The sequence below is a fragment of the Arthrobacter sp. UM1 genome (assembly GCF_020483305.1).
In the GTDB taxonomy this organism is placed as follows: Bacteria; Actinomycetota; Actinomycetes; order Actinomycetales; family Micrococcaceae; genus Falsarthrobacter.
Window position 1 is genome coordinate 122,408 of sequence record NZ_JACWAB010000003.1, and the last position, 24,311, is coordinate 146,718.

General features: G+C 68.7%; 26 protein-coding genes. 10 read left to right on the forward strand and 16 right to left on the reverse strand.

What is annotated here, in order from left to right:
- Window positions 1-25: 25 nt before the first annotated feature.
- The gene (coaA, locus tag H9I38_RS05610) at window positions 26-1,009 is read left to right on the forward strand and encodes a type I pantothenate kinase (RefSeq protein WP_226337778.1); all 984 of its coding nucleotides are present in this window, start codon (window positions 26-28) and stop codon (window positions 1,007-1,009) included.
- Window positions 1,010-1,192: 183 nt separating this feature from the next.
- On the forward strand, window positions 1,193-1,570 hold the full coding sequence (mscL, locus tag H9I38_RS05615) for a large conductance mechanosensitive channel protein MscL (RefSeq protein ID WP_226337779.1): 378 nt from the start codon (window positions 1,193-1,195) through the stop codon (window positions 1,568-1,570).
- 206 nt (window positions 1,571-1,776) lie between these two features.
- Here the strand turns inward: mscL and glmM are convergent, their stop codons facing one another.
- Both glmM and nagB read right to left on the reverse strand, forming a co-directional pair.
- The gene (glmM, locus tag H9I38_RS05620) at window positions 1,777-3,126 is read right to left on the reverse strand and encodes a phosphoglucosamine mutase (RefSeq protein WP_226337780.1); all 1,350 of its coding nucleotides are present in this window, start codon (window positions 3,124-3,126) and stop codon (window positions 1,777-1,779) included.
- Between the two features lie 106 nt (window positions 3,127-3,232).
- The gene (gene nagB / locus H9I38_RS05625; RefSeq protein ID WP_226337781.1) at window positions 3,233-3,973 is read right to left on the reverse strand and encodes a glucosamine-6-phosphate deaminase; all 741 of its coding nucleotides are present in this window, start codon (window positions 3,971-3,973) and stop codon (window positions 3,233-3,235) included.
- A gap of 111 nt (window positions 3,974-4,084) precedes the next feature.
- On the opposite strand from nagB, the gene nagA reads away from it, so the two are divergent.
- The 8 genes from nagA (at window position 4,085) to H9I38_RS05665 (ending at window position 13,670) form a co-directional block, all read left to right on the forward strand.
- Window positions 4,085-5,248 (forward strand): N-acetylglucosamine-6-phosphate deacetylase, encoded by a 1,164-nt coding sequence (gene nagA / locus H9I38_RS05630; protein ID WP_226337782.1) that lies wholly within the window; start codon window positions 4,085-4,087, stop codon window positions 5,246-5,248.
- Window positions 5,249-5,405: 157 nt separating this feature from the next.
- Entirely contained in the window at window positions 5,406-7,007 is a 1,602-nt protein-coding gene (locus tag H9I38_RS05635) for an ABC transporter substrate-binding protein (RefSeq protein ID WP_226337783.1), read from the forward strand.
- 137 nt (window positions 7,008-7,144) lie between these two features.
- A complete protein-coding gene (locus H9I38_RS05640) occupies window positions 7,145-8,098 on the forward strand; it encodes an ABC transporter permease (RefSeq protein ID WP_226337784.1) in 954 nt (317 codons plus the stop codon).
- 3 nt (window positions 8,099-8,101) lie between these two features.
- Window positions 8,102-10,144, forward strand: coding sequence for a dipeptide/oligopeptide/nickel ABC transporter permease/ATP-binding protein (locus H9I38_RS05645; protein WP_226337785.1), 2,043 nt, complete (start codon window positions 8,102-8,104; stop codon window positions 10,142-10,144).
- Window positions 10,141-11,007, forward strand: a complete 867-nt coding sequence (locus H9I38_RS05650; RefSeq protein ID WP_226337786.1) for an ATP-binding cassette domain-containing protein — start codon at window positions 10,141-10,143, stop codon at window positions 11,005-11,007. The genes H9I38_RS05645 and H9I38_RS05650 overlap by 4 nt, the downstream gene beginning before the upstream one ends.
- The gene (locus tag H9I38_RS05655; protein ID WP_226337787.1) at window positions 11,004-11,930 is read left to right on the forward strand and encodes a dihydrodipicolinate synthase family protein; all 927 of its coding nucleotides are present in this window, start codon (window positions 11,004-11,006) and stop codon (window positions 11,928-11,930) included. The genes H9I38_RS05650 and H9I38_RS05655 overlap by 4 nt, the downstream gene beginning before the upstream one ends.
- A complete protein-coding gene (locus tag H9I38_RS05660; protein ID WP_226337788.1) occupies window positions 11,914-12,981 on the forward strand; it encodes an ROK family protein in 1,068 nt (355 codons plus the stop codon). The genes H9I38_RS05655 and H9I38_RS05660 overlap by 17 nt, the downstream gene beginning before the upstream one ends.
- Window positions 12,978-13,670 (forward strand): N-acetylmannosamine-6-phosphate 2-epimerase, encoded by a 693-nt coding sequence (locus H9I38_RS05665; protein WP_226337789.1) that lies wholly within the window; start codon window positions 12,978-12,980, stop codon window positions 13,668-13,670. The genes H9I38_RS05660 and H9I38_RS05665 overlap by 4 nt, the downstream gene beginning before the upstream one ends.
- On the opposite strand, the gene H9I38_RS05670 is transcribed toward H9I38_RS05665, so the two are convergent.
- The 14 genes from H9I38_RS05670 to rpmD all read right to left on the reverse strand — a co-directional run bounded on the left by H9I38_RS05670 (window position 13,654) and on the right by rpmD (window position 24,311).
- Complete coding sequence (locus tag H9I38_RS05670) at window positions 13,654-14,763, reverse strand: low temperature requirement protein A (protein WP_319002203.1); 1,110 nt, start codon at window positions 14,761-14,763, stop codon at window positions 13,654-13,656. The two genes, H9I38_RS05665 and H9I38_RS05670, sit on opposite strands and share 17 nt — an antisense overlap.
- A 277-nt stretch (window positions 14,764-15,040) precedes the next feature.
- Window positions 15,041-15,538 (reverse strand): 30S ribosomal protein S9, encoded by a 498-nt coding sequence (rpsI, locus tag H9I38_RS05675; RefSeq protein ID WP_226337790.1) that lies wholly within the window; start codon window positions 15,536-15,538, stop codon window positions 15,041-15,043.
- Window positions 15,539-15,580: 42 nt separating this feature from the next.
- The gene (rplM, locus tag H9I38_RS05680) at window positions 15,581-16,024 is read right to left on the reverse strand and encodes a 50S ribosomal protein L13 (protein WP_226337791.1); all 444 of its coding nucleotides are present in this window, start codon (window positions 16,022-16,024) and stop codon (window positions 15,581-15,583) included.
- Window positions 16,025-16,330: 306 nt separating this feature from the next.
- Entirely contained in the window at window positions 16,331-17,356 is a 1,026-nt protein-coding gene (gene truA, locus H9I38_RS05685; RefSeq protein WP_226337792.1) for a tRNA pseudouridine(38-40) synthase TruA, read from the reverse strand.
- Window positions 17,357-17,380: 24 nt separating this feature from the next.
- Window positions 17,381-17,848: a 50S ribosomal protein L17 gene (gene rplQ / locus H9I38_RS05690; RefSeq protein WP_226337793.1), complete on the reverse strand. Its 468-nt coding sequence runs from the start codon at window positions 17,846-17,848 to the stop codon at window positions 17,381-17,383.
- A gap of 77 nt (window positions 17,849-17,925) precedes the next feature.
- Window positions 17,926-18,933, reverse strand: coding sequence for a DNA-directed RNA polymerase subunit alpha (locus H9I38_RS05695; protein WP_226337794.1), 1,008 nt, complete (start codon window positions 18,931-18,933; stop codon window positions 17,926-17,928).
- A gap of 159 nt (window positions 18,934-19,092) precedes the next feature.
- On the reverse strand, window positions 19,093-19,494 hold the full coding sequence (rpsK, locus tag H9I38_RS05700) for a 30S ribosomal protein S11 (RefSeq protein WP_226337795.1): 402 nt from the start codon (window positions 19,492-19,494) through the stop codon (window positions 19,093-19,095).
- Window positions 19,495-19,589: 95 nt separating this feature from the next.
- Entirely contained in the window at window positions 19,590-19,967 is a 378-nt protein-coding gene (rpsM, locus tag H9I38_RS05705; RefSeq protein WP_226337796.1) for a 30S ribosomal protein S13, read from the reverse strand.
- A 210-nt stretch (window positions 19,968-20,177) separates the two neighbouring features.
- Window positions 20,178-20,399 (reverse strand): translation initiation factor IF-1, encoded by a 222-nt coding sequence (infA, locus tag H9I38_RS05710; protein ID WP_226337797.1) that lies wholly within the window; start codon window positions 20,397-20,399, stop codon window positions 20,178-20,180.
- 222 nt (window positions 20,400-20,621) lie between these two features.
- Window positions 20,622-21,452 (reverse strand): type I methionyl aminopeptidase, encoded by an 831-nt coding sequence (map, locus tag H9I38_RS05715; RefSeq protein ID WP_226337798.1) that lies wholly within the window; start codon window positions 21,450-21,452, stop codon window positions 20,622-20,624.
- Between the two features lie 3 nt (window positions 21,453-21,455).
- Window positions 21,456-22,037, reverse strand: coding sequence for an adenylate kinase (locus H9I38_RS05720; protein WP_226337799.1), 582 nt, complete (start codon window positions 22,035-22,037; stop codon window positions 21,456-21,458).
- Window positions 22,034-23,350, reverse strand: coding sequence for a preprotein translocase subunit SecY (gene secY / locus H9I38_RS05725; RefSeq protein ID WP_226337800.1), 1,317 nt, complete (start codon window positions 23,348-23,350; stop codon window positions 22,034-22,036). Before secY ends, H9I38_RS05720 begins: the two co-directional genes overlap by 4 nt.
- A 287-nt stretch (window positions 23,351-23,637) precedes the next feature.
- Complete coding sequence (rplO, locus tag H9I38_RS05730; RefSeq protein WP_226337801.1) at window positions 23,638-24,102, reverse strand: 50S ribosomal protein L15; 465 nt, start codon at window positions 24,100-24,102, stop codon at window positions 23,638-23,640.
- A gap of 2 nt (window positions 24,103-24,104) precedes the next feature.
- A complete protein-coding gene (gene rpmD / locus H9I38_RS05735; RefSeq protein ID WP_226337802.1) occupies window positions 24,105-24,311 on the reverse strand; it encodes a 50S ribosomal protein L30 in 207 nt (68 codons plus the stop codon).

The window sequence follows — 24,311 nt, forward strand, 5'->3', positions numbered from 1 at the left end:
CGGCGGTGAGGCACAATGGTTCTCCGTGACTGTTCGAGACCCCTCCTCCGCCGTCAAGGGCCATTCGTCCGTCCACGGGTCCTCGCCGTTCGTCGAGCTGAGCCGCGAGGACTGGGCGCGCCTCTCCAACGAGATCGAACAGCCCCTGGACGCCGCAGACGTGGCCCGGTTGCGCGGAACCGGCGACCGCCTCGACCTCACCGAGGTCGCCGAGGTCTATCTCCCGCTCTCGCGGCTGCTCAACCTCTACGTCTCCGGCGCCGAGCAGCTGCACCGTGCCACGAGCACCTTCCTCCGGGAGGACGTCGAGCGGACCCCGTTCGTCATCGGCGTCGCGGGATCCGTGGCCGTCGGCAAATCGACGACGGCGCGCGTGCTGCGCGAGCTGCTCCGCCGCTGGCCCGGGACCCCAGACGTGCAGCTCATCACGACCGACGGCTTCCTCTATCCGAACGCGGAGCTCGAGCGCCGGGGTCTCATGCAGCGCAAGGGCTTCCCCGAGTCCTATGACCGCCGCCGCCTCCTGCGCTTCGTCAGCGAGGTGAAGTCCGGCGCACCGGACGTCACGGCCCCCTGGTACAGCCACCTGACCTATGACATCGTCCCCGAGCGCGAGGTCGTGGTCTCCCGACCCGATGTGCTCATCGTCGAGGGCCTCAATGTGCTCGCCCCGGCGCGGCTGCGCAGCGACGGCACCCAGGGCCTCGCCCTCAGCGACTTCTTCGACTTCTCGATCTACGTCGACGCGCCGACGGACTACATCGAGAAGTGGTACATCGAGCGCTTCATGAAGCTGCGCAGCGGCGCCTTCAGCGACCCGGAGTCCTACTTCCACCGGTACGCCTCCCTCTCCGACGAGGAGGCTGCGGCGACTGCGCACGACATCTGGACGCGGATCAACGAGCCGAACCTCCGGGAGAACGTCCTGCCCACGCGGGGCCGGGCCAAGCTCGTGCTCTCCAAGGACCGGGACCACGGCATCCGGCGCATGCTCCTGCGCAAGACCTGAGGCCGAGACCGCGCACGCACGCGCGTCCTCTCGGAGCCCGCGTCCGCCGCCTCGCCTGGAGGCCGGCACTCGATTTCGAGAATCATTTGCTTTTTGCAATGTGTGAAGCGAGACTTCACACACATTTCAACCTGGATGAAGATTTATCTCGATTCCCTAACGATTTACCGCTATTCTGGAATCATGCTTCAAGGTTTCAAAGATTTCATCATGAAGGGCAACGTCGTCGACCTTGCCGTGGCCGTCATCATGGGCGGCGCGTTCGGCAAGGTGGTCGACGCTCTCGTCGCGAACGTGCTCATGCCCCTCATCGCGATGCTGGTGGGCCAGCCGAACTTCGACAACTGGCTCGTCTTCGGCTCCGTCAAGGTCGGAATGCTCCTCACGGCGGTCGTCAACTTCCTCATCATCGCCGCCGCCCTCTACTTCGTCGTCGTCATGCCGATGAACAAGATGATCGAGCGCCGCAACCGCAAGCTCGGCATCAACCCGAACGAGGAGAAGGAAGATCCGCAGGTCGCCCTTCTCACCGAGATCCGCGACTCGCTGCGCACCCGGTAGGGACTCCCCCTTCCCCCGATTCGCGGACCGCAGGGAAAGGCTGTCGGTCTCGCGCATTCCCAGCGCAGCGCATGAACACGCAGCGCGGCCCTCAGGGCGCCGCGCACGCAGGACACAGCAAGGGCCCCTCGCCAGACGGCGAGGGGCCCTTGCTGTGTGGGAAGCCGGCGCCGCATGCGGCCGCGTGCCGCCCGCCGGCGCTCCGGTCAGCCGAGCGAGAGGCGCTCCTTCACGGAGTCCGCGAGCGACTCGGCGAGGCGGCGCGCAGCGTCCTCGGCCGGCGCCTCGACCATGACGCGCACGAGCGGCTCGGTTCCCGACGCCCGCAGCAGCACACGGCCGGTCTCTCCGAGCTCTGTCTCGGCTGCGGCCACGGCCGACTGGACTCCCTCGTCCGAGGACACCTTGGTCTTGTCCACGTTCTTCACGTTGATGAGCACCTGCGGGAGCCGCGTCATCTGAGCGGCGAGCTCCTTGAGGGACCTCCCGGTCTGAGCCACGCGGGACGCGATCTGAAGCCCGGTGAGCACTCCGTCCCCCGTCGTCGCGAAGTCGCTGAAGATGACATGGCCGGACTGCTCCCCGCCGAGGCTGAAGCCGCCCTCTCGCATCCCCTCGAGCACGTAGCGGTCCCCGACGGCGGTCTGCTTCACGGAGATCCCCGCCTCCTGCAGGGCGAGCGTGAGGCCGAGGTTGCTCATGACCGTGGCCACGAGCGTGTCGTCCTTCAGGCGGCCCGCCTCCTTGAGGGCGAGGGCCAGAATGGCCATGATCTGGTCGCCGTCCACCACGGCCCCCTCGTGGTCCACGGCGAGGCAGCGGTCGGCGTCGCCGTCGTGGGCGATGCCGAGGTCCGCCTTGTGCTCGAGGACGGCCTCTTGCAGCTTCTCCAGGTGGGTCGAGCCGTAGCCGTCGTTGATGTTGACGCCGTTGGGGTCGGCGCCGATGACCACGACCTCTGCGCCGGCGTCCGTGAAGACCTCGGGCGAGCACCCGCTGGCCGCGCCGTGAGCACAGTCCAGCACCACCTTGAGGCCGTCCAGCCGGTGCGGGAGCGTGGCGAGAAGGTGCAGGACGTACCGGTCCTCGGCGTCCGAGAAGCGGCGGACCTGCCCCACGTCTCCGCCCTGGGGACGGGGCGCCTCGAGCTCCATGCGCGCCTCGATCCGGTCCTCGTCCGCGTCCGAGAGCTTCTTGCCGCCCCGGGCGAGGAACTTGATGCCGTTGTCCGGAGCGGGGTTGTGGGAGGCAGAGATCATGACGCCGAAGTCGGCATCGAGATCGGCCACGAGGAAGGCCGTGGCGGGCGTCGGCAGGACGCCGGCGTCATACACGTCGATCCCGCTGCCGGCCAGGCCCGCCTCAATGGCGGCCGAGATGAACTCGCCGCTGATGCGCGGGTCCCGTGCCACGACGGCGACGGGCCTCTCCCGCTGCGACTGCTCGTGACCGAGCACGACGGCGGCCGCCTGGGCCAGCTTCATCGCCAGCTCGGGCGTGATGAGATCGTTTGCCGTTCCTCGCACGCCATCGGTGCCAAATAACCTAGTAGCCATCGGGAACATCTTAGGCCCGCCTGCCGCTGACCTCCCAGATTCCCGCGCCGCACGTGTCAGCTCCATGCCCACGCCCTCTCCCGCGGCCTCGACCCGCGCCGCCCCGTCAGATCCGCCGGGCCAGCTGTGACGCGGCGGCTTCGTCGGCCACGACGAGGACGCTCGGATGCCTCTGCAGGATGCTCGCCGGGCACTCCGGGGTGACGGGGCCGTTCACCATGGCCGCCAGCCCGCCGGCCTTCGACTCGCCCTGGGCCAGCAGCACGATCCTCCGCGCCTCCAGGATGGTTCCGATCCCCTGCGTCACGCACTCCTCGGGAACGTCCTCCACCCTTCCCCCGAAGAACCTCGCGTTGTCCTGCCGGGTCTGCGGGGTGAGCCTCTGCACGCGCGTCCGGCTCTCCGGCGAGGAGCCCGGCTCGTTGAAGCCGATGTGCCCGTTCGACCCGATGCCGAGGATCTGGACGTCCACGCCCCCGGCCGCAGCCATCGCGGCCTCGTACTCCGCGCAGGCCGAGACCGGATCCTCGGCGCTCCCCGGCGGAACCCGGACGTGCTCGGGCAGGAGCCCCACCCGCTCGCAGACCTCCCGCCGGATGACGGCGTGATAGCTCTCAGGGTGCTCCGGGCTGATGCCCCTGTACTCGTCCAGCGCGAAGGCCCGGACCGGCGCCGGATCGAACCGCCCCGCCGCTGCCGCCTCGGCAAGGTGCCGGTAGGTGGAGAGGGGGCTCGAGCCCGTCGCCACGCCCAGAACAGGCGAGGAAGAGTCCGCGAGCGCCTCGATGACGGCCTCGGCGGCCGCACGTCCTGCCTCGTATTCGTCCTTGACGACCAGTATCTCCATAACCCGTCATGATATCTCCTGCCGGCCGAGACTCTGCACTCGGATGTCACAGTTCTTCATCTCCGCCGATCTGTCACCCCCGCCGCGTTCGGGAACCCTATGATCGGGCACATGCACCCTGATCCGCCGCTCGCCGGCCACGCCCCTCTTTCCGTCGAGCCCCTCTGCGAAACCGCCTCGCGGGCAGCAGACCCCCTCCTTGTGACCGGCGCCAGGCCGTGGAGGCCAGGAGCGCCGACCTGGGCCCTCACCACGGCGGACAGGGTGCTGGACGCCGGCACCGGGGCCCCTCCGGCCGATGTCGAGCCGCGGACGCGCATCGACGCCGCCGGACGGACGCTCGCGCCGTCCTTCACGGACATCCACTGCCACGGCGGCGGAGGAGCCTCCGCCGAGGAGGGCGGCGTCGAGACCCTGCTGCGCACCCATCGCGGGCACGGAACGGGCCTGCTCGTGCTCTCCCTCGTCTCCAATCCGGTCGAGGAGATGGCCGCCACGGCCGCTCGTATCGCCTCGGAGGCCCGCCGGCTGCCGGGGTTCGCGGGCATTCACCTGGAAGGCCCCTGCCTCTCCCCCACGCACAAGGGGGCCCACGACCTCCGGCACCTGGCACGTCCCAGCGCCCGGGCCCTGGAGCCCGTGCTCGAAGCCGCCGAGGGCCTCGTCCGCCAGGTCACGCTCGCCCCTGAGCTCGACGACGGCCTCGAGGCGACGCGTTTCCTCGTGGAGAACGGCATCGCCGTGGGCGTGGGCCACACCGGCGCCGACTACGCGACCGCGAGCGCGGCGTTCGATGCAGGAGCGAGCCTGCTGACACACGCGTTCAACGCCATGCCCGGCCTGCACCACCGCACCCCGGGGCCCGTCGCCGCCGCCCTCGACGCCTCGCACGTCACCCTGGAGCTCATCGCGGACGGAGTGCACGTCCATCCGGCAATGATTCGCCTCCTCTTCGCGGCCGCACCCGGACGGGTCGCCCTCGTCACCGACGCCATGGCGGCCGCCGGACAGCATGACGGGACGTACCGCCTCGGCGGTCTCGCCGTCGAGGTGACCGACGGAGTCGCCCGCCTCGCCGGCACGGAGACCATCGCCGGCAGCACCCTCACGATGGACCGGGCCGTCGCCGTCGCGGCGGCGAGCGGCGCTCCCCTCTCGGCCGCGCTCGAGGCGGCGACGACGACCCCCGCCCGCGCCCTGGGACTGGACGCCTCCGCCGCAGCAGGCGGCATCGCCGCAGGAGCGCCCGCTCCCCTGCTCGTCGCGATGCCGTAGCCGCCCCCCTCCCCGAGGCTGCACGGGCGCCGCATCAGCCGACGTGAGTCTTGAATTAGAGAGTTTGACTAACGTTTGTGGCCTCTATTACATTCATGGTGGGCGCGGGACTCCGGTCCCCGCGCCCCGCCTCATCACGACCATCAAGGTGGCAACCATGAAAACTCCTGAGATCCTGAGCACGGAGAACAGCCGTCGCTCGTTCCTCAAGCTCGCGGGAAGCATCAGCGCAGCGGGGGCCTTCGCCGCGACCATCTCCGCCTGCGGCGGCAGCCCGTCGAGCAGCGCCGGAGGCTCCGGCGGCAAGAAGTCGCTCGAAGCGGGCATCTCGTACGCGCTCTCGACCGGCTTCGATCCCGCCACGTCGTCCGGGGCCACGCCCATGGCCGCCAACCTCCACGTGTTCGAGGGGCTCACGGAGCTCCACCCCGCCACGCGGAAGCGCTACCTCGCTCTGGCGGCCGAAGAGCCCAAGATGGTCTCTCCCACGCAGTACGAGGTGACCCTCCGCTCGGGGGCCAAGTTCCACAACGGTGACCCGGTCACGGCCGAGGACGTCGCGTTCTCCTTCGAGCGCATCCTCACCCCGGAGAACAAGTCCCTCTTCCGCCAGTTCATCCCGTTCATCAAGGGCGTGAAGGCGAAGGACGAGAAAACGGTCTCCTTCGAGCTCAAGCACGAGTTCGCCCTCTTCGCCGACCGCATCAGCGTGGTCAAGGTCGTGCCGAAGAAGGTCGTCGAGAAGGACCAGAAGGCCTTTGACGCCGCTCCGGTCGGATCCGGCCCGTACAAGCTGGTCTCGGCCGTCAAGGACGACAAGATCACCTTCGAGAAGTTCGCGGACTACAACGGCTCCATGAAGGCCAAGGCGGACACGATGACCTGGTTCCTCCTCTCGGACGCCTCGGCTCGCGTGAGCGCGGTGGAGACCAACCGGGTCCAGGCCATCGAGGACGTGCCGTACCTCGATGCGGACCGCCTCAAGAAGAACGCCAAGGTGGAGGCCGTCCAGTCCTTCGGACTGCTCTTCCTCATGTTCAACTGCGAGGAGAAGCCGTTCTCGGACAAGCGTGTGCGTCAGGCCCTCCACTACGGCCTGGACACGGAGAGCGTCATCAAGAAGGCGCTTCTCGGCAACGCCACCGCCGCCACGGGCTACGTCCAGAAGGAGCACCCGAACTACAACAAGGCCAAGACGGTCTACGACTACGACCCGGACAAGGCGGCGTCCCTCCTCAAGGAGGCCGGAGTGGACAAGCTCGAGTTCGAGCTGCTCACCACCGACACCTCCTGGGTGAAGGACCTCGCCCCGATCCTGCTCGAGTCGTGGAACAAGATCCCCGGCGTCAAGGCCACGGTGAAGAGCCTGCAGTCCGGCGCGCTGTACTCGGACCACGTCAACCCGGGCAAGTTCACCGTCGTGGCGGCGCCGGGCGACCCGTCCGTCTTCAGCAATGACATGGACCTGCTCCTGTCCTGGTTCTACCGCGGAGACGTCTGGCCGGCCAAGCGCTACCGCTGGGCGTCCACCGAGGCCTACAAGACCGTGCAGAAGAAGCTGGACGAGGCCGCCATGGCCACGAAGGACGAAGACGCCCAGAAGGCCTGGAACGAGATCGTGGACATCATCTCGGACGAGGTCCCGCTGTACCCCGTGTTCCACCGTCAGCTCCCCACGGCGTGGAAAGACGACAAGCTGGACGGCTTCAAGCCGCTGCCCACCACCGGCATGTCGTTCATCGACGTCGGGCGCAAGTAGCCCGGACTCTCTCGGGAGGGCGCAGGCGGACTTCTGCCCCCAGCAGCGCCTGCGCCCTCTCCTTCCCCGTCTGCGCGCTCCCCCTCGGGGAGGCGCCCCCGCATTGATTTCCACTCGAGACAAGGGAGAGAGCCCTCGTGGCGAACATCCTCCGACTGCTCGGGCGGCGGCTCGCCGCTCTGCCGTTCATGATCCTGGGCGTGACGCTCCTGGTCTTCGTCGTCCTCCAGTTCGCTCCCGGCGACCAGGCCACCACGGCCCTCGGCGAAGGCGCGAGCGAGGAGGCCAAGGAGGCCTACCGCGCCGAGCACGGGCTGAACGATCCGCTCATCGTCCAGTACATCGCCTTCCTCTCCCGCCTGGCCCGGTTCGACCTCGGATCCACCACGCCGCCGGCTCAGCCGATCACGGGCATCATCGCGGGGGCGTTCCCCATCACGCTCCAGCTGACCTTCTGGGGTGTTCTCCTCGCCGTCGCGGTCTCGCTCACCCTCGGCGTCACGGCGGCCCTGTACCGAGACCGGTGGCCGGACCAGGCGATCCGCGTGTTCTCGATCGCCGCTGTCGCCACACCCTCCTTCTGGCTGGGCATCCTCCTCATCCAGTGGCTCGCCATCGGCACGCCGGTCTTCCCCGCCGGCGGCCTGACTCCCTTCGCGGAGAGCCCTTCCGAGTACTTCCGGTCGATGGCACTGCCGGCCGTCGCCCTGGCCGTGCCCGTGTGCGCGTCGCTCATCCGCGTGGTCCGCACCTCGATGGTCGAGGAGATGGACCGGGACTACGTCCGCACCGCGATCGGCAACGGGGTTCCCCGCGGCGAGGTCATCCGGCGCAACGTGCTGCGGAACGCGCTCATCACCCCTGTCACCGTGCTCGGCCTGCGGATCGGCTACCTGCTCGGCGGCGCCGTGGTCATCGAGATGATCTTCTCCCTGCCGGGCATGGGACAGCTCATCCTCAACGGCATCACGAACAACGACGTCAACCTCGTGCAAGGCGTGACCCTGACGATCGCGCTGACGTTCGTGCTCGTCAACATCGTCGTCGACCTCCTCTACCTCGTCATCAACCCCCGCCTCAGGACGGTGTGATCCATGCGCTTCGGACTTGCAGACCGGCTCAGCCGGCCAGGCATCGCCTTCAGGGCCCTTCCCAACGCCTCCAAGGCGGCCCTTCTCTTCCTCGTGGCCGTCAGCCTCATCGCGGTGCTGGCGCCGGCCATCGCACCGCATGACCCTCTCTCCTCGGGGGCTCCGGCCCAGGCGCCGAGCGCCGAGCACCCGTTCGGCACGGACCGCCTCGGCAGGGACGTCCTCTCGCGGCTGCTCTACGGCGCCCAGACCTCGCTCGTGATCGGTCTCGGCGCTGTGGGCCTGGCCGTGCTGACCGGCGCGGTCATCGGGTCCTTCGCGGCCACGAGCCGCAAGGTCGTGGACGAGTCCACGATGCGCGTCATGGACGTGGTCATGGCCTTCCCGGGCATCGCCCTCGCCGCAGTGCTGCTGGCCACCATGGGCAACTCTGTTCCCGTCATCATCGTGGCCATCGCCGTGATCTACACGCCGCAGCTCGCACGAGTGGTCCGGGCCAACGTCCTCTCGCAGTGGAACGAGGACTACGTCCGGGCTGAGCGTGTGCTCGGTGCCGGCCGGATCCACATCCTGGTCCGGCACATCGTCCGGAACACGGCGGCGCCGATCCTCGTCTTCGCCACGGTCATGGTGGCGGACGCCATCATCTTCGAGGCCTCCCTCTCCTTCCTCGGGGCGGGCGTGCAGGATCCGGCTCCGAGCTGGGGCAACGTCATCTCCTACGGCCGCACGATCGTCCTCAACGGGGCCTGGTGGGCCACGACGTTCGCCGGCATGGTCATCCTGTCCACGGTGCTCAGCCTCAACGTCCTCGCCGAGGGGCTGACCGACGCGATGGTCAACCCCCGCCTGCGCTCGGCCGTGAAGATCCAGGAGAAGGACAACACGAAGGAGGCCGTGCGCGCGGAGGCCGCCGAGCGTCCCGAGGGCGGCTCGAGCGCAGCGGCGGTCGAGCCGGCGGCGCTGACCGAAGCCCTCGGAGCCCTTCGGGAGACGGAGTCTCGGCGCACCGACCGCCTGTCCCTGACCGGTGAGCCCAGGGCCATTCTGGAGGTCCGCGACCTCTCCATCTCCTTCCCGCAGCGCTTCGGAGACGTCCCCGTGGTGGACAGGGTCTCCTTCACCGTCCGCGAGGGCGAGACCATGGGCCTCGTCGGCGAGTCCGGCTGCGGCAAGTCCATCACCTCGCTCGCGATCATGGGCCTGCTGGCTCCGAGCGCCGTCGTCACGGGATCGATCCGCTTCGACGGCCGGGAGCTCGTGACGCCTTCGCGGAAGCCGCACGAGATCGAGAAGACGTATGCGGGCCTGAGGGGCGAGCAGATCGCCATGGTCTACCAGGACGCCCTCAGCTCGCTGAATCCGTCCATGCTCATCAAGGACCAGATGCTGCAGCTGACCCGGCGGGGCGGCCGCCTCTCCCCGGAGGAGCTGCTGAGGCTCGTCAAGCTCGACCCCGAGCGCACGCTCAAGTCCTACCCGCACGAGCTCTCCGGCGGTCAGAGGCAGCGAGTCCTCATCGCGATGGCGCTCTCCCGATCGCCGAAGCTCGTCGTGGCAGACGAGCCCACGACGGCGCTCGACGTCACCGTTCAGAAGCAGGTGGTGGACCTCCTCAACGAGCTCCGCGAGCAGCTGGGGTTCGCCATGGTCTTCGTCAGCCACGACCTCGCGCTCGTCGCCTCCCTCGCACACCGGGTGACGGTCATGTATGCGGGCCAGGTCGTGGAGTCCGGGGCCACGGCGGAGGTCCTCGCCGATCCACGGCACGAGTACACCCGCGGTCTCCTCGGCGCCGTGCTGTCCATCGAGGCAGGCTCGGGCCGCCTGCACCAGATCCCCGGGTCGGTTCCGAGTCCGCGGGACTTCGCCTCCGGCGACCGATTCGCTCCGCGTTCGCTCCGGCCGGACGCGGATCCCGAGCAGCCCCTCGATCTCGTCTCCCTCGAGGGCCGAGACCACGCCTACGCCGCACCGCGCCCCGCCTCCTCGGAGTCCGGCGCGGTGGAGTCGGGCCCCGAGCAGTCCGAAGGAGCCATCGCATGAGCAACGCCGCTGATCAGTCCGAAGAGACGCCCGTCATCGAGCTGAAGGACGTCCGCGTTCACTTCAAGGCCCGAGCCGGCTCGCTGTTCCGGCCGAAGATCGTCAAGGCCGTCGACGGAGTGGACTTCTCGGTCCGCCGGGGCGAGACCATCGGCATCGTCGGCGAGTCCGGGTGCGGCAAGTCCACGATGGCCAGCGTCCTGGTCGGCCTGCAGGCGCCCACGTCCGGCCAGCGTCTCTTCCGCGGCCGCCCGCTCGGGCCCCGCGCCGCGGAGAGGCGCGCATTCGGACGGGCCGTGACCATGGTGTTCCAGGACGCCTCCACGGCGCTGAACCCGCGGATGACGGTCCACGACATCCTCGTGGACCCGCTGCGCGTCCACGGTGTGGGAGACACAGCCTCGCGGACGCGCCGAGTCCACGAGCTCCTCGAGCTGGTCGGGCTGCCGAGCTCGGCCGCGGAGGTCTCCCCCACCCAGATCTCGGGCGGTCAGCGCCAGCGCGTGGCCATCGCCCGAGCCCTGGCCCTCGAGCCCGAGGTCGTCGTGGCGGACGAGCCGACCTCAGCGCTGGACGTCTCGGTCCGCGCCCAGGTCCTCAACCTGCTCAGCGACCTCAAGTCCAGGCTCAATCTCGGCATGGTGTTCATCTCGCACGACATCCAGACCGTCCGCTACGTCTCAGACCGGATCTGCGTCATGAACGGCGGACGGATCGTCGAGGAGGGACCCGCCCAGCAGGTCTTCGACTCGCCGGCGGACGCCTACACCCGGACCCTGCTCGGCGCAGCGCCCAGCCTGCTCCACCTCGCCCCCGAAGAAGACCGGGGCACGCACGAACTTCGAACCAAGGAGAACGCATGACCGCAGCACGCCCGCTCTACTCCGGCGTCATTCCGCCCGTCGTGACCCCTCGGACGCCGGACGGGGAGGTGGATCTCGCGGGGGTTGAGGCCGTCACCGACCACCTCATCTCCGGCGGGGTGCACGCTCTCTTCCCGTTGGGCTCGTCGGGCGAGACCCCCTATCTCACCGCCTCGGAGCGGGACGCCGTGCTCGCCTCCGTGGTGAGCGCGACGGCGGGGCGGGTGCCCCTCCTCGTCGGGGCAAACGAGCAGACCACGTCCCGCACCATTGAGGAGGCTCTCCGGGTCGCGGACTTCGGCGCCGACGCCGTCGTCGTGACCAGCCCCTACTATGCGCTCGTCGACGACGCGGAAGTGCGCGAGCACTTCCGGGCAGTGAAGGCCGCCGTCGGAATCCCCGTCCTGGCCTACGACGTCCCTGTGAGGACGGGTTACAAGCTCTCCGCCGCGCTGCTCGCGGACCTCGCGGAGAGCGGCATCATCGACGGCGTCAAGGACTCCTCAGGAGACGACGTCGCCTTCCGCCAGCTTGCGCTGCAGACCCGGGGCCTGGAGCGGTTCTCGGTGCTCTCGGGCCACGAGGTGGTGTGCGACGGCGCCCTGCTCGGCGGTGCGCACGGCATCGTCCCGGGCCTCGCCAATGTGGACCCGGCCGGCTACCGCCGCCTCTACGACGCGTCCCAGCGCGGCGACTGGGACACCGCACGGTCCGAGCAGGACCGCCTGGCGCGGCTCTTCTCCATCGTGAACGTGCCGGACCGCCGCCGTGTCTCGGCCGGAGCGGCCGGACTGGGCGCCTTCAAGACCGCGCTCGTGGAGCTCGGTGTCATCCGGTCGAACAGGATGAGCGCCCCCATGGCGTCGCTCACGTCGGAGGAGTCTGCTGAGATCCGGGAGATCCTCCATGCCTGCGGTCTCTGACCGCGTGCCTGCGGGAGCAGACCCAGCGCCGCAGGGCTCGGTGCCCGGGCCGGCCGCCGCGGACGCGACGCTGCCGCCGCGGGTGCGGACGGCCGTCGGGGTGGACCTCGGCGGGACGAAGATCGCGGCTGCGGTCGTCGACGAGCACGCTCGGATCCTTGCCCGGGCCACGGTGCCCACCCCTGCCCAGGACGGCCCTGCAGCGGTTCTCGACGCCGCCGCCGAGTCCGTGCGGCAGGCCCTCCGCTCGGCGCCGGTGTCGGATTCCGCCGTGCTCGGCGTCGGAATCGGGTCAGCAGGAGTCATCGACCCGGTTCGGGGCACCGTGGTGAGCGCCACGAGCGCACTCAAGGACTGGGCCGGAACCGCGCTGTGCGCCGAGCTCGCCGCCCGTCTCCGCGGAGAGATCCCGACTCTCCGAGGCCCGGGCTCCTGTCTCGCGGTCAACGACGTGCACGCGCACGCCCTCGGGGAGGCGAGCGCCGGCGCCGCTCGTCGTGCATCGTCCGCGCTCCTCGTGGCGTTCGGGACCGGTGTGGGAGGCTGCTTCGTCCTGAACGGACGCGTGCTCACCGGACACAGGTCGGCGGCAGGACATCTGGGCCACCTCCCCTCCCCCGCCGCCGCAGGGATGCCCTGCACGTGCGGGGCGCAGGGACACCTCGAGGCGGTGGCCTCCGGACCGGCCGTCCACGCCGCCTTCGTCCGCTCGGTCCGCGACGCCGCCCCAGCCGACACGCGCGGCGTCTTCGAGCTGGCCCGGGCCGGGTCGCCGGAGGCGCGGCGCATCATCGAGGCGGCTGCCGCAGCCGCCGGCGAGGCCCTCGCCGGCGTGGCCAACACCCTGGACCCTGAGGCCGTCGTCATCTCCGGCGGACTCGCCGGCTCGGGAGAGCTCTGGTGGACGCCGCTGCGGCAGGCTTTCGCCGCAGGCCTCATTCCAGCGCTCCGGGGCCTGGAACCGGTGCCCGCTGCCCTGGGACCGGACGCAGCAGTGCTCGGCGCGGCCTCTCTCATCCTGAATCCGTCCGCCACCGAGGAGATCCCGTGATTCTCACGCCCGAAGCCCTTTCGTCCCTGGAGGGGCGCCTCATCGTGTCCGCCCAGGCCTATCCCGGAGAGCCGATGCGCGACCCTCGCACCATGGCCCAGGTGGCCGCTTCAGCGGTGCGGGGCGGGGCGGCGGCCGTTCGCGTTCAGGGCCTGGCGGACATCCAAGCGGCCCGTTCGGCTGTGGACGTGCCCGTCATCGGCCTCTTCAAAGACGGCGCCTCGGGCGTGTTCATCACGCCGACCGCGCACCACGCCATCGCCGTCGCACAGGCCGGGGCGCACGTGGTCGCACTCGACGGCACACGCCGGCCCCGCCCGGACGGCCGCACGCTGACAGAGACGGTCCGGCTGCTCCGCTCGGCCACGGGCGCCTCCGTCATGGCGGACTGCGGATCGCTCGCGGACGCTGAGGCGGCCGCGGAGGCGGGAGTCGATCTCATCGGCACGACCCTCGCGGGATACACGGGCGAGCGTGCACGCACGGTCGGGCCGGATCTCGAGCTCATCGCAGACATTTCCGCCGCTGGACTGGGCCTGCCGCTCATTGCAGAAGGACGGGTCCACACCCCGGCCCAGGCTCAGGCGGCGAGGGCCGCGGGGGCGTTCGCCGTCGTCGTCGGGACCGCCATCACGCACCCGGCCACGATCACGGGGTGGTTCGCGGAGGCGCTCACGACGACGGACTGACTCCTCGCTCCGGCGTCGGCGGGCACGCCACCAGGACGACGACGATCACCACGAGGACGGCAGCCGTGACGACCATGGGGAAGCTGACGAGCGGTTCCGCCAGGATGCAAAGCGCGCCTGCGGGCACCGCAATGTTGACGGCCCGTGGAGCGTGGTCGCGCATGGCCACCCACCAGACGCCGAGCAGGAAGACGGCCACGGGCAGGCTCATCGTGTAGGAGACCAGAAGATGGTTGAGGTGGGCCCCGTGCGCGATGGAGTCGATCTGCACTTCCACCCCGGCTGAGAAGGCTCCCGCGGCGGCAAAGATCGCATAGTGCGCGTAGCCGTAGCGCAGGGAGCGGGCGAAAGTCGAGATCGAGCGGTGGTGCGGCGCCCAGAAGTAGATCCACCACAGCGACGCCGTCACCACCAGGGTCAACGCGGCGATGCCGAGCAGGGGCAGCAGCTCCACGTCGCTGCTGAGCGCCTCGATGACCGCGTTCGAGGAGGCGAGGAGGCTCTCGCCGAGGAGGATCAGCGTGAACAGGCCATAGCGCTCTGTGATGTGGTGCGGGTGCCACGGCGTGCCTCCCACGTTCTCCGCGATCACGGGCACCGCGAGCTCCATCAAGGCGAAGAGGACGAACAGCGGGACGAGGATCCCGTGCGGAAGGAACAGCCACACGACCCACAGCACCTGGACGACCGCGATGCCTCCCGCATAGAAGAGCGCAGCCCGGCGGGAGCGTCCCGGAGCTCTTGCGGCCCGCAGCCATTGGAGGACCATGGCCACGCGCATGATGATGTAGCCCGCCACCACAATCCGGAAGTCCTCGTGCTCGAAGGCGGGCGACGTGCCGGCCGCAAGCGTGAGCACGCCGGCCATCTGGAGGATCGTGACCACGCGGTAGAGCCAGTCATCGGTGTCGAACGACGTGGCGAACCACGTGAAGTTCATCCAGGCCCACCAGACGCCGAAGAAGACGAGCACGTAGGACTGGATCCCGTGGGCCGTGTGGCCTTCGACGAGAGCATGGTGGAGGCTCGACGCCGCGGCGCTCACCGCGACGACGAAGACGAGGTCGAAGAACAGCTCGAGAGAGCTCGCCACCCTCCCCCGCTCCTGCGGATCTCGGGGGCGCATGACAGTGAGGCCCAGCCGGGGCGTCCGGCGGGAAGCAGGCCTGGTGCGGGCGCAGGACGCGCCGGCGGAAGGAGTGTGCATGGGGGCTCTTTCGGGAAACGAGCGGGGATCTGAAGCATCCTATCCGCGAGCTCTCTCCGCAGCCGAGCGCGAGAGCGCAGGAGACGCAACGAGGGCCACCCGCCGAAGCGGATGGCCCTCGAGACAGCCGGGCCGGCACAGGCCGACCGGCGTGGAAGCGTGTTTAGCGCTTCGAGTACTGCGGCGCCTTGCGGGCCTTCTTGAGGCCGGCCTTCTTGCGCTCGATGACGCGAGCGTCACGCGTCAGGTAGCCGGCCTTCTTGAGGGCCGGGCGGTTGTTCTCGCGGTCGACCTCGTTGAGGGCGCGCGCGATGCCGAGACGGAGCGCACCGGCCTGGCCGGAGGGGCCGCCGCCGTCGATGCGGGCGACGACGTCGTACGCGCCCTCAAGCTCAAGGAGCTTGAACGGCTCGTTGACGTCCTGCTGGTGCAGCTTGTTCGGGAAGTAGTCCGCGAGCTCGCGGCCGTTGATGCTCCAGGTGCCGGTGCCCGGGATGATGCGGACGCGGGCGATGGCCTCCTTGCGGCGGCCGACGGCCTGGCCCGAGACCGTGAGCTCGCCGCGCACGCGCTGGACGGCGCCGGCGGTCTGCTCCGGGGACTCGGAGGTGTAGCTGGTCATCTGCTCTTCGGACACGAGCTCTTCAGTGTTCTGAGCCACGTTGGTCTCCTCAGTTCGTGGAAAAGTGTTCGGTGGCCAGGACTACTGGGCGACCTGGTTGATCTCGAAGGCCTTGGGCTGCTGCGCCGAGTGCGGGTGCGACGGGCCAGCGTAGACCTTGAGCTTGGACATGTAGACGTCGTTGAGCTTGTTCTTCGGGAGCATGCCGCGGATCGCCTTCTCGACGGCGCGGGTCGGGTGCTTCGCGAGGAGCTCGGCGTAGTTCATCGACGAGAGGCCGCCCGGGTAGCCCGAGTGGCGGTAGGCGCGCTTCTGCTCGAGCTTGGCGCCGGTGAGGGCGACCTTGTCGGCGTTGATGATGATGACGAAGTCGCCCATGTCCTGGTGCGGAGCGAAGGTCGGCTTGTGCTTTCCGCGCAGCAGTGTTGCGGTCTGGCTGGCAAGACGACCGAGGACGACGTCAGTGGCGTCGATGACGTGCCACTGGCGATCTGCATCGCCGGGCTTCGGAGTGTACGTACGCACAGTTTCTGCCTTTACGTTGTTGTTCTCGGTGGCCGAGGGTTCGTGAGGTAACCGTTGGCTAAGATCTCTTCGATCAGTGCGTGGGGCGTTGACGATCCAGGTGAGGACTGGAGGGCCGCCGCTCCCTGGCTACCGGCACCGATCCGCACCGGCTACGCGACCCTGCAACTGGGCCACCGGGCGGAGGTTCTGCCGAAACAGGACACGCACAACGACTCTCCATGATACCTCAGAACCCGCTCAAGGCCCAAGTTGCCGAGACTGGGAGCCCCGTCCCGTCTCAGGCCCCGCCCGCAGGCCCTACCCTCACTCGCGCAGCGCTCGCGTCACGAGGTTCCGCGCCTCGAGCTCTTCGTCCCCGGGATACCCGATCGAGTCCAGGGTGAGCCCGTGCGGAGGCGCCATCGCCGGCAGGCGCCCCGTCCTGCGGCCGTCGAGCCGCTCGCTCAGGACCTCGGGCTCGTCCCGCCCCGAGCCGACGCCGACCAGCGCGGCCACGATGTTGCGCACCATGTGGTGGCAGAAGGCGTCGGCCCGCAGCCGGATCTCGATGATGCCGGTGTCCGCGCGGCGCACGGAGGCCTCGTGGAGCCCGCGGATCGTCGTCGCCCCCTCCCGCGGCTTGCAGAAGGAGAGGAAGTCGTGGAGGCCCGTGAGCCGCTGCGCGGCGGCGTGCATGACCTCGACGTCGAGCTCCTGGGGCACCCACCACGTCATGCGGCGCGTCAGCGGATCCCATTCGTCGCGAGAGTCCGAGACGCGATAGACGTAGGTGCGGTCGAGCGCCGAGAAGCGGGCGTCGAACGCCGGCGGGACCGTGCGGACCCGATGGACGACGACGGCGCCCCTCAGCGAGCCGAGGACCCTGGCGAGCGTGCCGTCGATCCGGCGCAGTAGCGCCGTCTCGAGGGGAAGCCCCGAGCGGCCGACGACGGCGGCGGCCTCAGCCTCCGTGACGTCCGTGTGGACCACCTGCCGCCGGGCGTGCACGCCCGTGTCCGTCCGGCCCGCGACGACGACGCGGACGTCCCTGCGCAGGATCATCGCCAGAGAGTCCTCAAGGCTCGACTGGACCGTGCGCAGGCCCGGCTGGGAGGCCCACCCGTGGAAGTCCGTCCCGTCATAGCCGAGCGTCAGCGCCAGGCGGAGGCGAGGCTCGGCCTCCCCTCCCCCGGTGGCGGGAGCCGAGCCCGACGCGGGGCTCGGAGCCGGCCCTGCGGCCGGCTCGAAGGACCCCGGCTTGCGCGGGGGCGATCCGGTCCCGGACACGGCGAGGGACGCCGCCCGACCCTCAGGGTCTGGACGGCGTCCCTCGTGCGGTGCTGCGTTCACCGGGTCCAGCGGACGAGCGGAGGACTACTCCGACTCGGTCTCCGCGGCCTCGGCGGCCGGAGCCTTCTCCTCAGCCGGAGCGGCGGCCTTCGTGGCGTTGGACGCCTCGTTGACCACAGCCTGCTTCGGGGAGACCGGCTCCATGACGAGCTCGATGACGGCCATCGGAGCGTTGTCGCCGTTGCGGTTGCCGATCTTCGTGATGCGGGTGTAGCCGCCCTCGCGCTGGGCCATGGCCGGCGCGATCTCCTCGAAGAGCTCGCGGACGACGAGCTTGTCCTGGATGGAGCGCAGGACACGACGGCGAGCCGAGAGGTCGCCGCGCTTCGCGAACGTGATGAAGCGCTCGGCCACCGGGCGGAGGCGCTTGGCCTTCGTCACCGTGGTGGTGATGCGCTTGTGCTCGAAGAGCTGCGCCGAGAGGTTCGCGAGCATCAGGCGCTCGTGTGCCGGACCGCCTCCGAGGCGGGGACCCTTAGTGGGCGTAGGCATGGTGTTTCTCCTTGGTGTACTCCGCAGTGCGCGCTGGCAGCTGGGAAACGATGAATGGGAACGTCGAGTTCAGCGGCTTAGAGCTCGTCGTTGCTGAAGACGGACTCCTCCTCGATCTCCTGCGCACGAGCGGCGAGATCGAAGCCGGGAGGCGAGTCCTTGAGAGCCAGGCCGAGCTCGACGAGCTTGTCCTTGACCTCGTCGATCGACTTGGCGCCGAAGTTGCGGATGTCCATGAGGTCCGCCTCGGAGCGGCCGACGAGCTCGCCGACCGTGTGGATCCCCTCGCGCTTGAGGCAGTTGTACGAGCGCACGGAGAGCTCGAGCTCCTCGATCGGCAGCGCCAGATCGGCCTGCGCCGCCTGGTCCACCGGGCTCGGGCCGATCTCGATGCCCTCGGCGGCCGTGTTCAGCTCGCGGGCGAGGCTGAAGAGCTCGACGAGCGTGGAGCCAGCGGAGGCGATGGCGTCACGCGGCGAGATGGCCGCCTTGGTCTCGACGTCGACGATGAGCTTGTCGAAGTCCGTCCGCTGCTCGACGCGAGTGGCCTCGACGCGGAACGTGACCTTGAGGACCGGCGAGTAGATCGAGTCGACCGGGATGCGGCCGATCTCCTGGTCTGCCGACTTGTTCAGAGCCGCCGAGACGTAGCCGCGCCCGCGCTCGATGATGAGCTCGAGCTCGAACTTGCCCTTCTCGTTGAGCGTGGCGATGTGGAGATCCGGGTTGTGGATCTCGACTCCGGCCGGCGGAGCGATGTCCGCGGCGGTCACGACGCCCGGGCCCTGCTTGCGCAGGTAGGCGACGACCGGCTCGTCATGCTCCGACGAGACGGACAGGTTCTTCACGTTCAGGATGATCTCGGTGACGTCTTCCTTGACACCTTCGACCGTGCTGAACTCGTGGAGAACGCCGTCGATGCGAACGCTCGTGACAGCTGCGCCCGGGATGGACGAGAGCAGCGTGCGGCGGAGCGAGTTGCCGAGCGTGTAGCCGAAGCCGGGCTCGAGCGGCTCGATGGTGAACCGGGACCGGTTCTCGGAAACGACTTCTTCAGTCAGCGTGGGGCGCTGTGCAATGAGCACGTAGTCTTCCTTTCGGCGTGCGTCCGCTATATGACGCAACACAATGGATGGAAAGGTGTGACGGCGACAGACCGTCTGGCAGGCGCATCACCCGCCGGAGCCTCCCTCGCCTGATTCCCAGGCTAGACGAAGTCCGGCGGGCAACACAGACTGAGGAAACTAGCCGCGGCGGCGCTTCGGCGGACGGCAGCCGTTGTGCGCGCTCGGGGTGACGTCCTGGATCGTGCCGATCTCAAGGCCGGTCGCCTGGAGCGAGCGGATGGCCGTCTCGCGACCCGAGCCCGGGCCCTTGACGAACACGTCCACCTTGCGGACGCCGTGGTCCTGCGCCTTCTTGGCGGCGGACTCGGCGGCCATCTGAGCGGCGTACGGCGTGGACTTGCGGGAGCCCTTGAAGCCGACCTCGCCCGAGGAGGACGACGAGATGACGGCGCCCGTGGTGTCGGTGATGGAAACGATGGTGTTGTTGAAGGTGCTCTTGATGTGCGCCTGGCCCATCGAGATGTTCTTCTTGTCCTTGCGACGCGGCTTGCGGACAGCTGCGCGTGTCTTCGGGGGCATTTCTCTCCTACGGAATTGTGATCTGTGGTCCGACGGCGGATGATCCGCGCTGCGGTGCCGGGGCCCTCAGGCCCAGCGGGCTCCGTCAGCGGTGATCAGCGACCGGCCTTCTTCTTGCCTGCGACCGTGCGCTTCGGGCCCTTGCGGGTGCGAGCGTTGGTCTTGGTGCGCTGTCCGCGGACCGGGAGGCCGCGGCGGTGGCGGAGGCCCTCGTAGGAGCCGATCTCGACCTTGCGGCGGATATCGGCGGCAACCTCGCGGCGGAGGTCGCCCTCGACCTTGAAGTTGCCCTCAATGTAGTCACGCAGCTGCACGAGCTGATCGTCGGTCAGATCCTTGACGCGGATGTCCGGGGAGATGCCCGTCTCCGCGATGGTCTGCTCTGCACGGGTCTTGCCCACGCCGTAGATGTAAGTGAGCGCGATGACGACCCGCTTTTCGCGCGGGATGTCTACGCCAGCCAGACGTGCCATAGTGGCAGTCCTCCTTGGTTCTCATACGGAGGTGTGAAGCAAGACACCTGCACCCGAGGGGCAGCCCCGGCCTCCGTGCCGGGGGTGTGCACTGACGCGTCCCAGTGCTGTCTTGCCGGATTCAGTTGCTACGCGTGAACGGGCTGGCCTCGGTTCCGAGACCGGCCGCCCTGGTGCGCAATCCGACGACGCCGCGCGGCGCCGCAGGGATCACTTGTAGCGGTAGACGATACGTCCTCGGTTGAGGTCGTACGGGCTGAGCTCGACGACAACCCGGTCCTCCGGGAGGATGCGGATGTAGTGCTGCCGCATCTTGCCCGAGATGTGCGCGAGCACGATGTGACCGTTGCTCAGCTCAACGCGGAACATCGCGTTGGGAAGGGCTTCGGTCACCGTGCCCTCGGTCTCGATGACACCGTCTTTCTTGGCCATGTCCTCCGCTAACGTTTGGGGTGACGGCGGGACGTCCCGCCTGTCTCTGCGCCGCACGAAGCGGCTCTGGAGCGGGTGGTGGACGCACCCGGGCCGCCAACGCACGACAAGCACCGGATGTTGCCAAACACCCAGCGTTCCACTATATCCGAACCGACGCTGACTTTCCACACGCCCCAGCCGACGGACGTCCTCGTGACAGAGGGGGCTCTGACGGGCGGCTCAGCCCTCGGCCAGCGGAACGGGCGTCACGCCGTAGCGGGCAAGCCGCTCCGCGCCGCCGTCGTGCGCGGTGAGCACCCAGATGCCCCCGGCGTGGACGGCCACCGTGTGCTCCCACTGGCTTGCACGGCTGCCGTCGACGGTGACGACCGTCCAGTCGTCCTCGAGCGTGGCCGTCTCGATGTCCCCCCGGACGAGCATCGGCTCGATGGCCAGGCACATGCCGGGCTTGAGGCGCGGGCCGCGATGGCCGGTGCGGTAGTTGAGGACGTCCGGGGCCTGGTGCATCTCCGAGCCGATGCCGTGCCCCACGTAGTCCTCGAGGATGCCGAGGGGCTCGCCGTCCTGCGCGGAGACGAAGTCGTCGACAGCGTTCCCGATGTCACCGACGTGGCGGCCCTTCGCCGCAGCGGCGATGCCGGCCCACATGGCCTCCTCGGTCACGTCCGAAAGGCGCTGGTCGGCCGGATCCGCCGACCCGACGAGCACGGTCCGCGCCGAGTCCGAGTGCCAGGAGTCCACCACGGCTCCGCCGTCGATCTTGAGGACGTCCCCGTCCTTGAGCTCCCTCTCCCCCGGGATCCCGTGGACGACCTCCTCGTTGACCGAAGCGCAGATCGTCGCAGGAAATCCGTGGTACCCGAGGAAGTTGCTCGTGGCGCCACGGCGCTCCAGCACCGAGCGGAAGACCCGGTCCAGGTCAGCGGTGGTGACGCCGGGACGCGCGGCCGCGACCGTCTCGTCCAGCGCCTCGGCGAGCACAAGGCCCGCGCGGCGCATGACCCGGATCTGGTCCTCGCTCTTGTACTCGATCTTCGGCTGGCCGAACATCGTCTACTTCCGGCCGCCCTTGCCCTTGAGGGCCTCGAGAATGCGCTCGGTGACCTCGGAGATCTCGCCGAGGCCGTCCACGCGCACCAGGAGGCCCCGCTCCGCGTAGACGTCCACGAGTGGCTGCGTCTCCTTCTCGTACAGGGACAGACGGTGCTCGATGACCTCGGCGGTGTCGTCGGCACGCCCCTCCTGCTCGGCGCGGCCCAGGAGGCGCTTCACCAGCTCCTCGTTGTCCGCGGTGAGCTGGAGGACCACGTCGAGCTGCTTGCCCGCCCGCTCGAGAATGCCGTCGAGCGCCTCGACCTGGCCCTTGGTGCGCGGGTAGCCGTCAAGCAGGAAGCCGTCTGCCACGTCCTCCTGGTTGAGGCGGTCCTCCACCATGCGGTTCGTCACCGAGTCCGGCACGAAGTCTCCGGCGTCGATGTACTTCTTCGCCTCGACGCCGAGCGGCGTGCCCTCCTTGACGTTGAAGCGGAAGATGTCTCCCGTGGAGATCGCCTCGATGCCGAGCGACTCGGTGATCCGGGACGCCTGCGTCCCCTTGCCCGAGCCGGGAGGACCAATGATGAGCATGCGTGTCATCGCAACAACCCTTCGTAGTGACGCTGCTGGAGCTGAGCGTCGATCTGCTTGACGGTCTCCAGTCCGACGCCGACCATGATGAGGATCGAGGTGCCGCCGAACGGGAAGTTCTGGTTGGCGCCCACCGAGACCAGCGCCACGAGCGGAACCGCGGCGATGAGGCCCAGGTAGAGCGCGCCCGGAAGAGTGATCCGGCTGATGACATGGCGCAGGTAGTCCGCCGTGGGGCGGCCCGCTCGCACGCCGGGGATGAACCCGCCGTACTTGGTCATGTTGTCCGAGACCTCTTCGGGGTTGAAGGTGATCGTCACATAGAAGTATGTGAAGAAGATGATGAGGACGAAGTACAGGATCATGTAGAGCGGGTGGTCGCCCTTGACGAGGTTCCCGTTGATCCACTGGACCCACTCCGGGGGCGTCTTGCCCGGCTCGTGCGGCGTGTTGAACTGCGCGATGAGAGCCGGCAGATACAGCATCGACGAGGCGAAGATGACCGGGATGACGCCGGCCATGTTGACCTTGAGCGGGATGTAGGTGGTGGTTCCGCCGAAGGAGCGGCGGCCGATCATGCGCTTCGCATACTGCACGGGGATGCGCCGCTGGGACTGCTCCACGAAGATGACGCCGACGACGATGACGAGTCCGATGGCGATCACGATGGAGAACACGCCCCAGCCCTTGGCCTGCTGGATGGCGCCCATCGAGGACGGGAAGCCCGAGGCGATCGAGGTGAAGATGAGCAGGGACATTCCGTTGCCCACGCCCTTCTCCGTGATGAGCTCGCCCATCCACATGATGAGGCCCGTGCCCGCCGTGAGCGTCACGATCATGAGCAGGATGGTGACGATGTTGTCGTCCGGGATGATCGGCAGCGGGCACTGGTTGTTGAACAGGGCGCCGGTGCGAGCCGTGGTGATGAGCGTGGTGGCATTGAGCACGCCCAGCGCGATGGTCAGGTAGCGCGTCCACTGCGTCAGCTTGGCCTGGCCCGACTGGCCCTCTTCGTGGAGCTCCTGGAAGCGCGGGACGATGACCCGGAGGAGCTGCACGATGATGCTCGCCGTGATGTACGGCATGATGCCCAGGGCGAAGATGGAGACCTGGAGGAGCGCGCCGCCGGAGAACAGGTTGATGAACTGGTAGGCGCCGCCCTGGGTGACGTTCAGGTTGAGGCACTGCTGCACGTTCGTGTAGCTCACTCCGGGCGCCGGGATGAAGACGCCGAGGCGGTACACGGCGATGATCATGAGCGTGAACAGCAGCTTGCGGCGCAAGTCCGGCGTTCGAAAGGCACGGCCGATTGCTGTCAGCAAGTGTCCTCCTCAGACAGGTTTGTGAATTCGAGGCGAAGCTGCGCCTTCTCTTCAGCCTGCGCAGAACACAAGCCCAAGATCAGTAGTCTACCGGCAGCAGCAGGGGGCGGGGTTCTCCCCTGGCGGAATCGGAGGGTCCTCTCAGCGTGAGGGGCCTGAGTCTCCGAAGGCCGCCCAGGTGACGAGCGAGGCCCGCGGGCATCCACTGGGGACGCCCACGGGCCTCTCATCTCACACGAGTCCCCGCCAGGCGGGGCCGGTGATCAGTCGTGATGCGACAGCGAGCTTCAGAGCTCGCCCTCGATCGAGCCGCCGGCGGCGGTGATCTTCTTCTCAGCCGACGCGGAGAAGGCGTGGACCTTCAGGTCGACCTTGACGTTGATGTCACCGCTGCCGAGCACCTTGACGAGCTCGTTCTTGCGCACGGCGCCCTTGGCGACGAGGTCGTCGACCGTGATGGTGCCGCCCTCCGGGAAGAGCTCCTGGATGCGGTCCAGGTTCACGACCTGGAACTCGACGCGGAACGGGTTCTTGAAGCCGCGCAGCTTCGGCAGGCGCATGTGCAGCGGAAGCTGACCGCCGGCGAAGCCTGCCTTGACCTGGTAGCGGGCCTTCGTGCCCTTGGTGCCGCGGCCGGCCGTCTTGCCCTTCGACGCCTCGCCTCGACCCACGCGGGTCTTGGCGGTCTTGGCGCCGGGAGCCGGACGGAGGTGGTGCACCTTGAGCGCGTGCTCGTTGGTGTTCTCTGCCATTGTTACTTCGCCTCCTCGACCTGCACGAGGTGGGAAACAGTGTTGACCATGCCCACGGTCACCGCATCGGCCTTGCGCACGACGGAGTCGCCGATGTGCTTGAGGCCGAGGGAACGGAGCGTGTCACGCTGATTCTGCTTTCCGCCGATGCTGGAACGAATCTGAGTGATCTCGATGTTCGCGTCGCTTGCAGCCAAACGCTTAGCCAT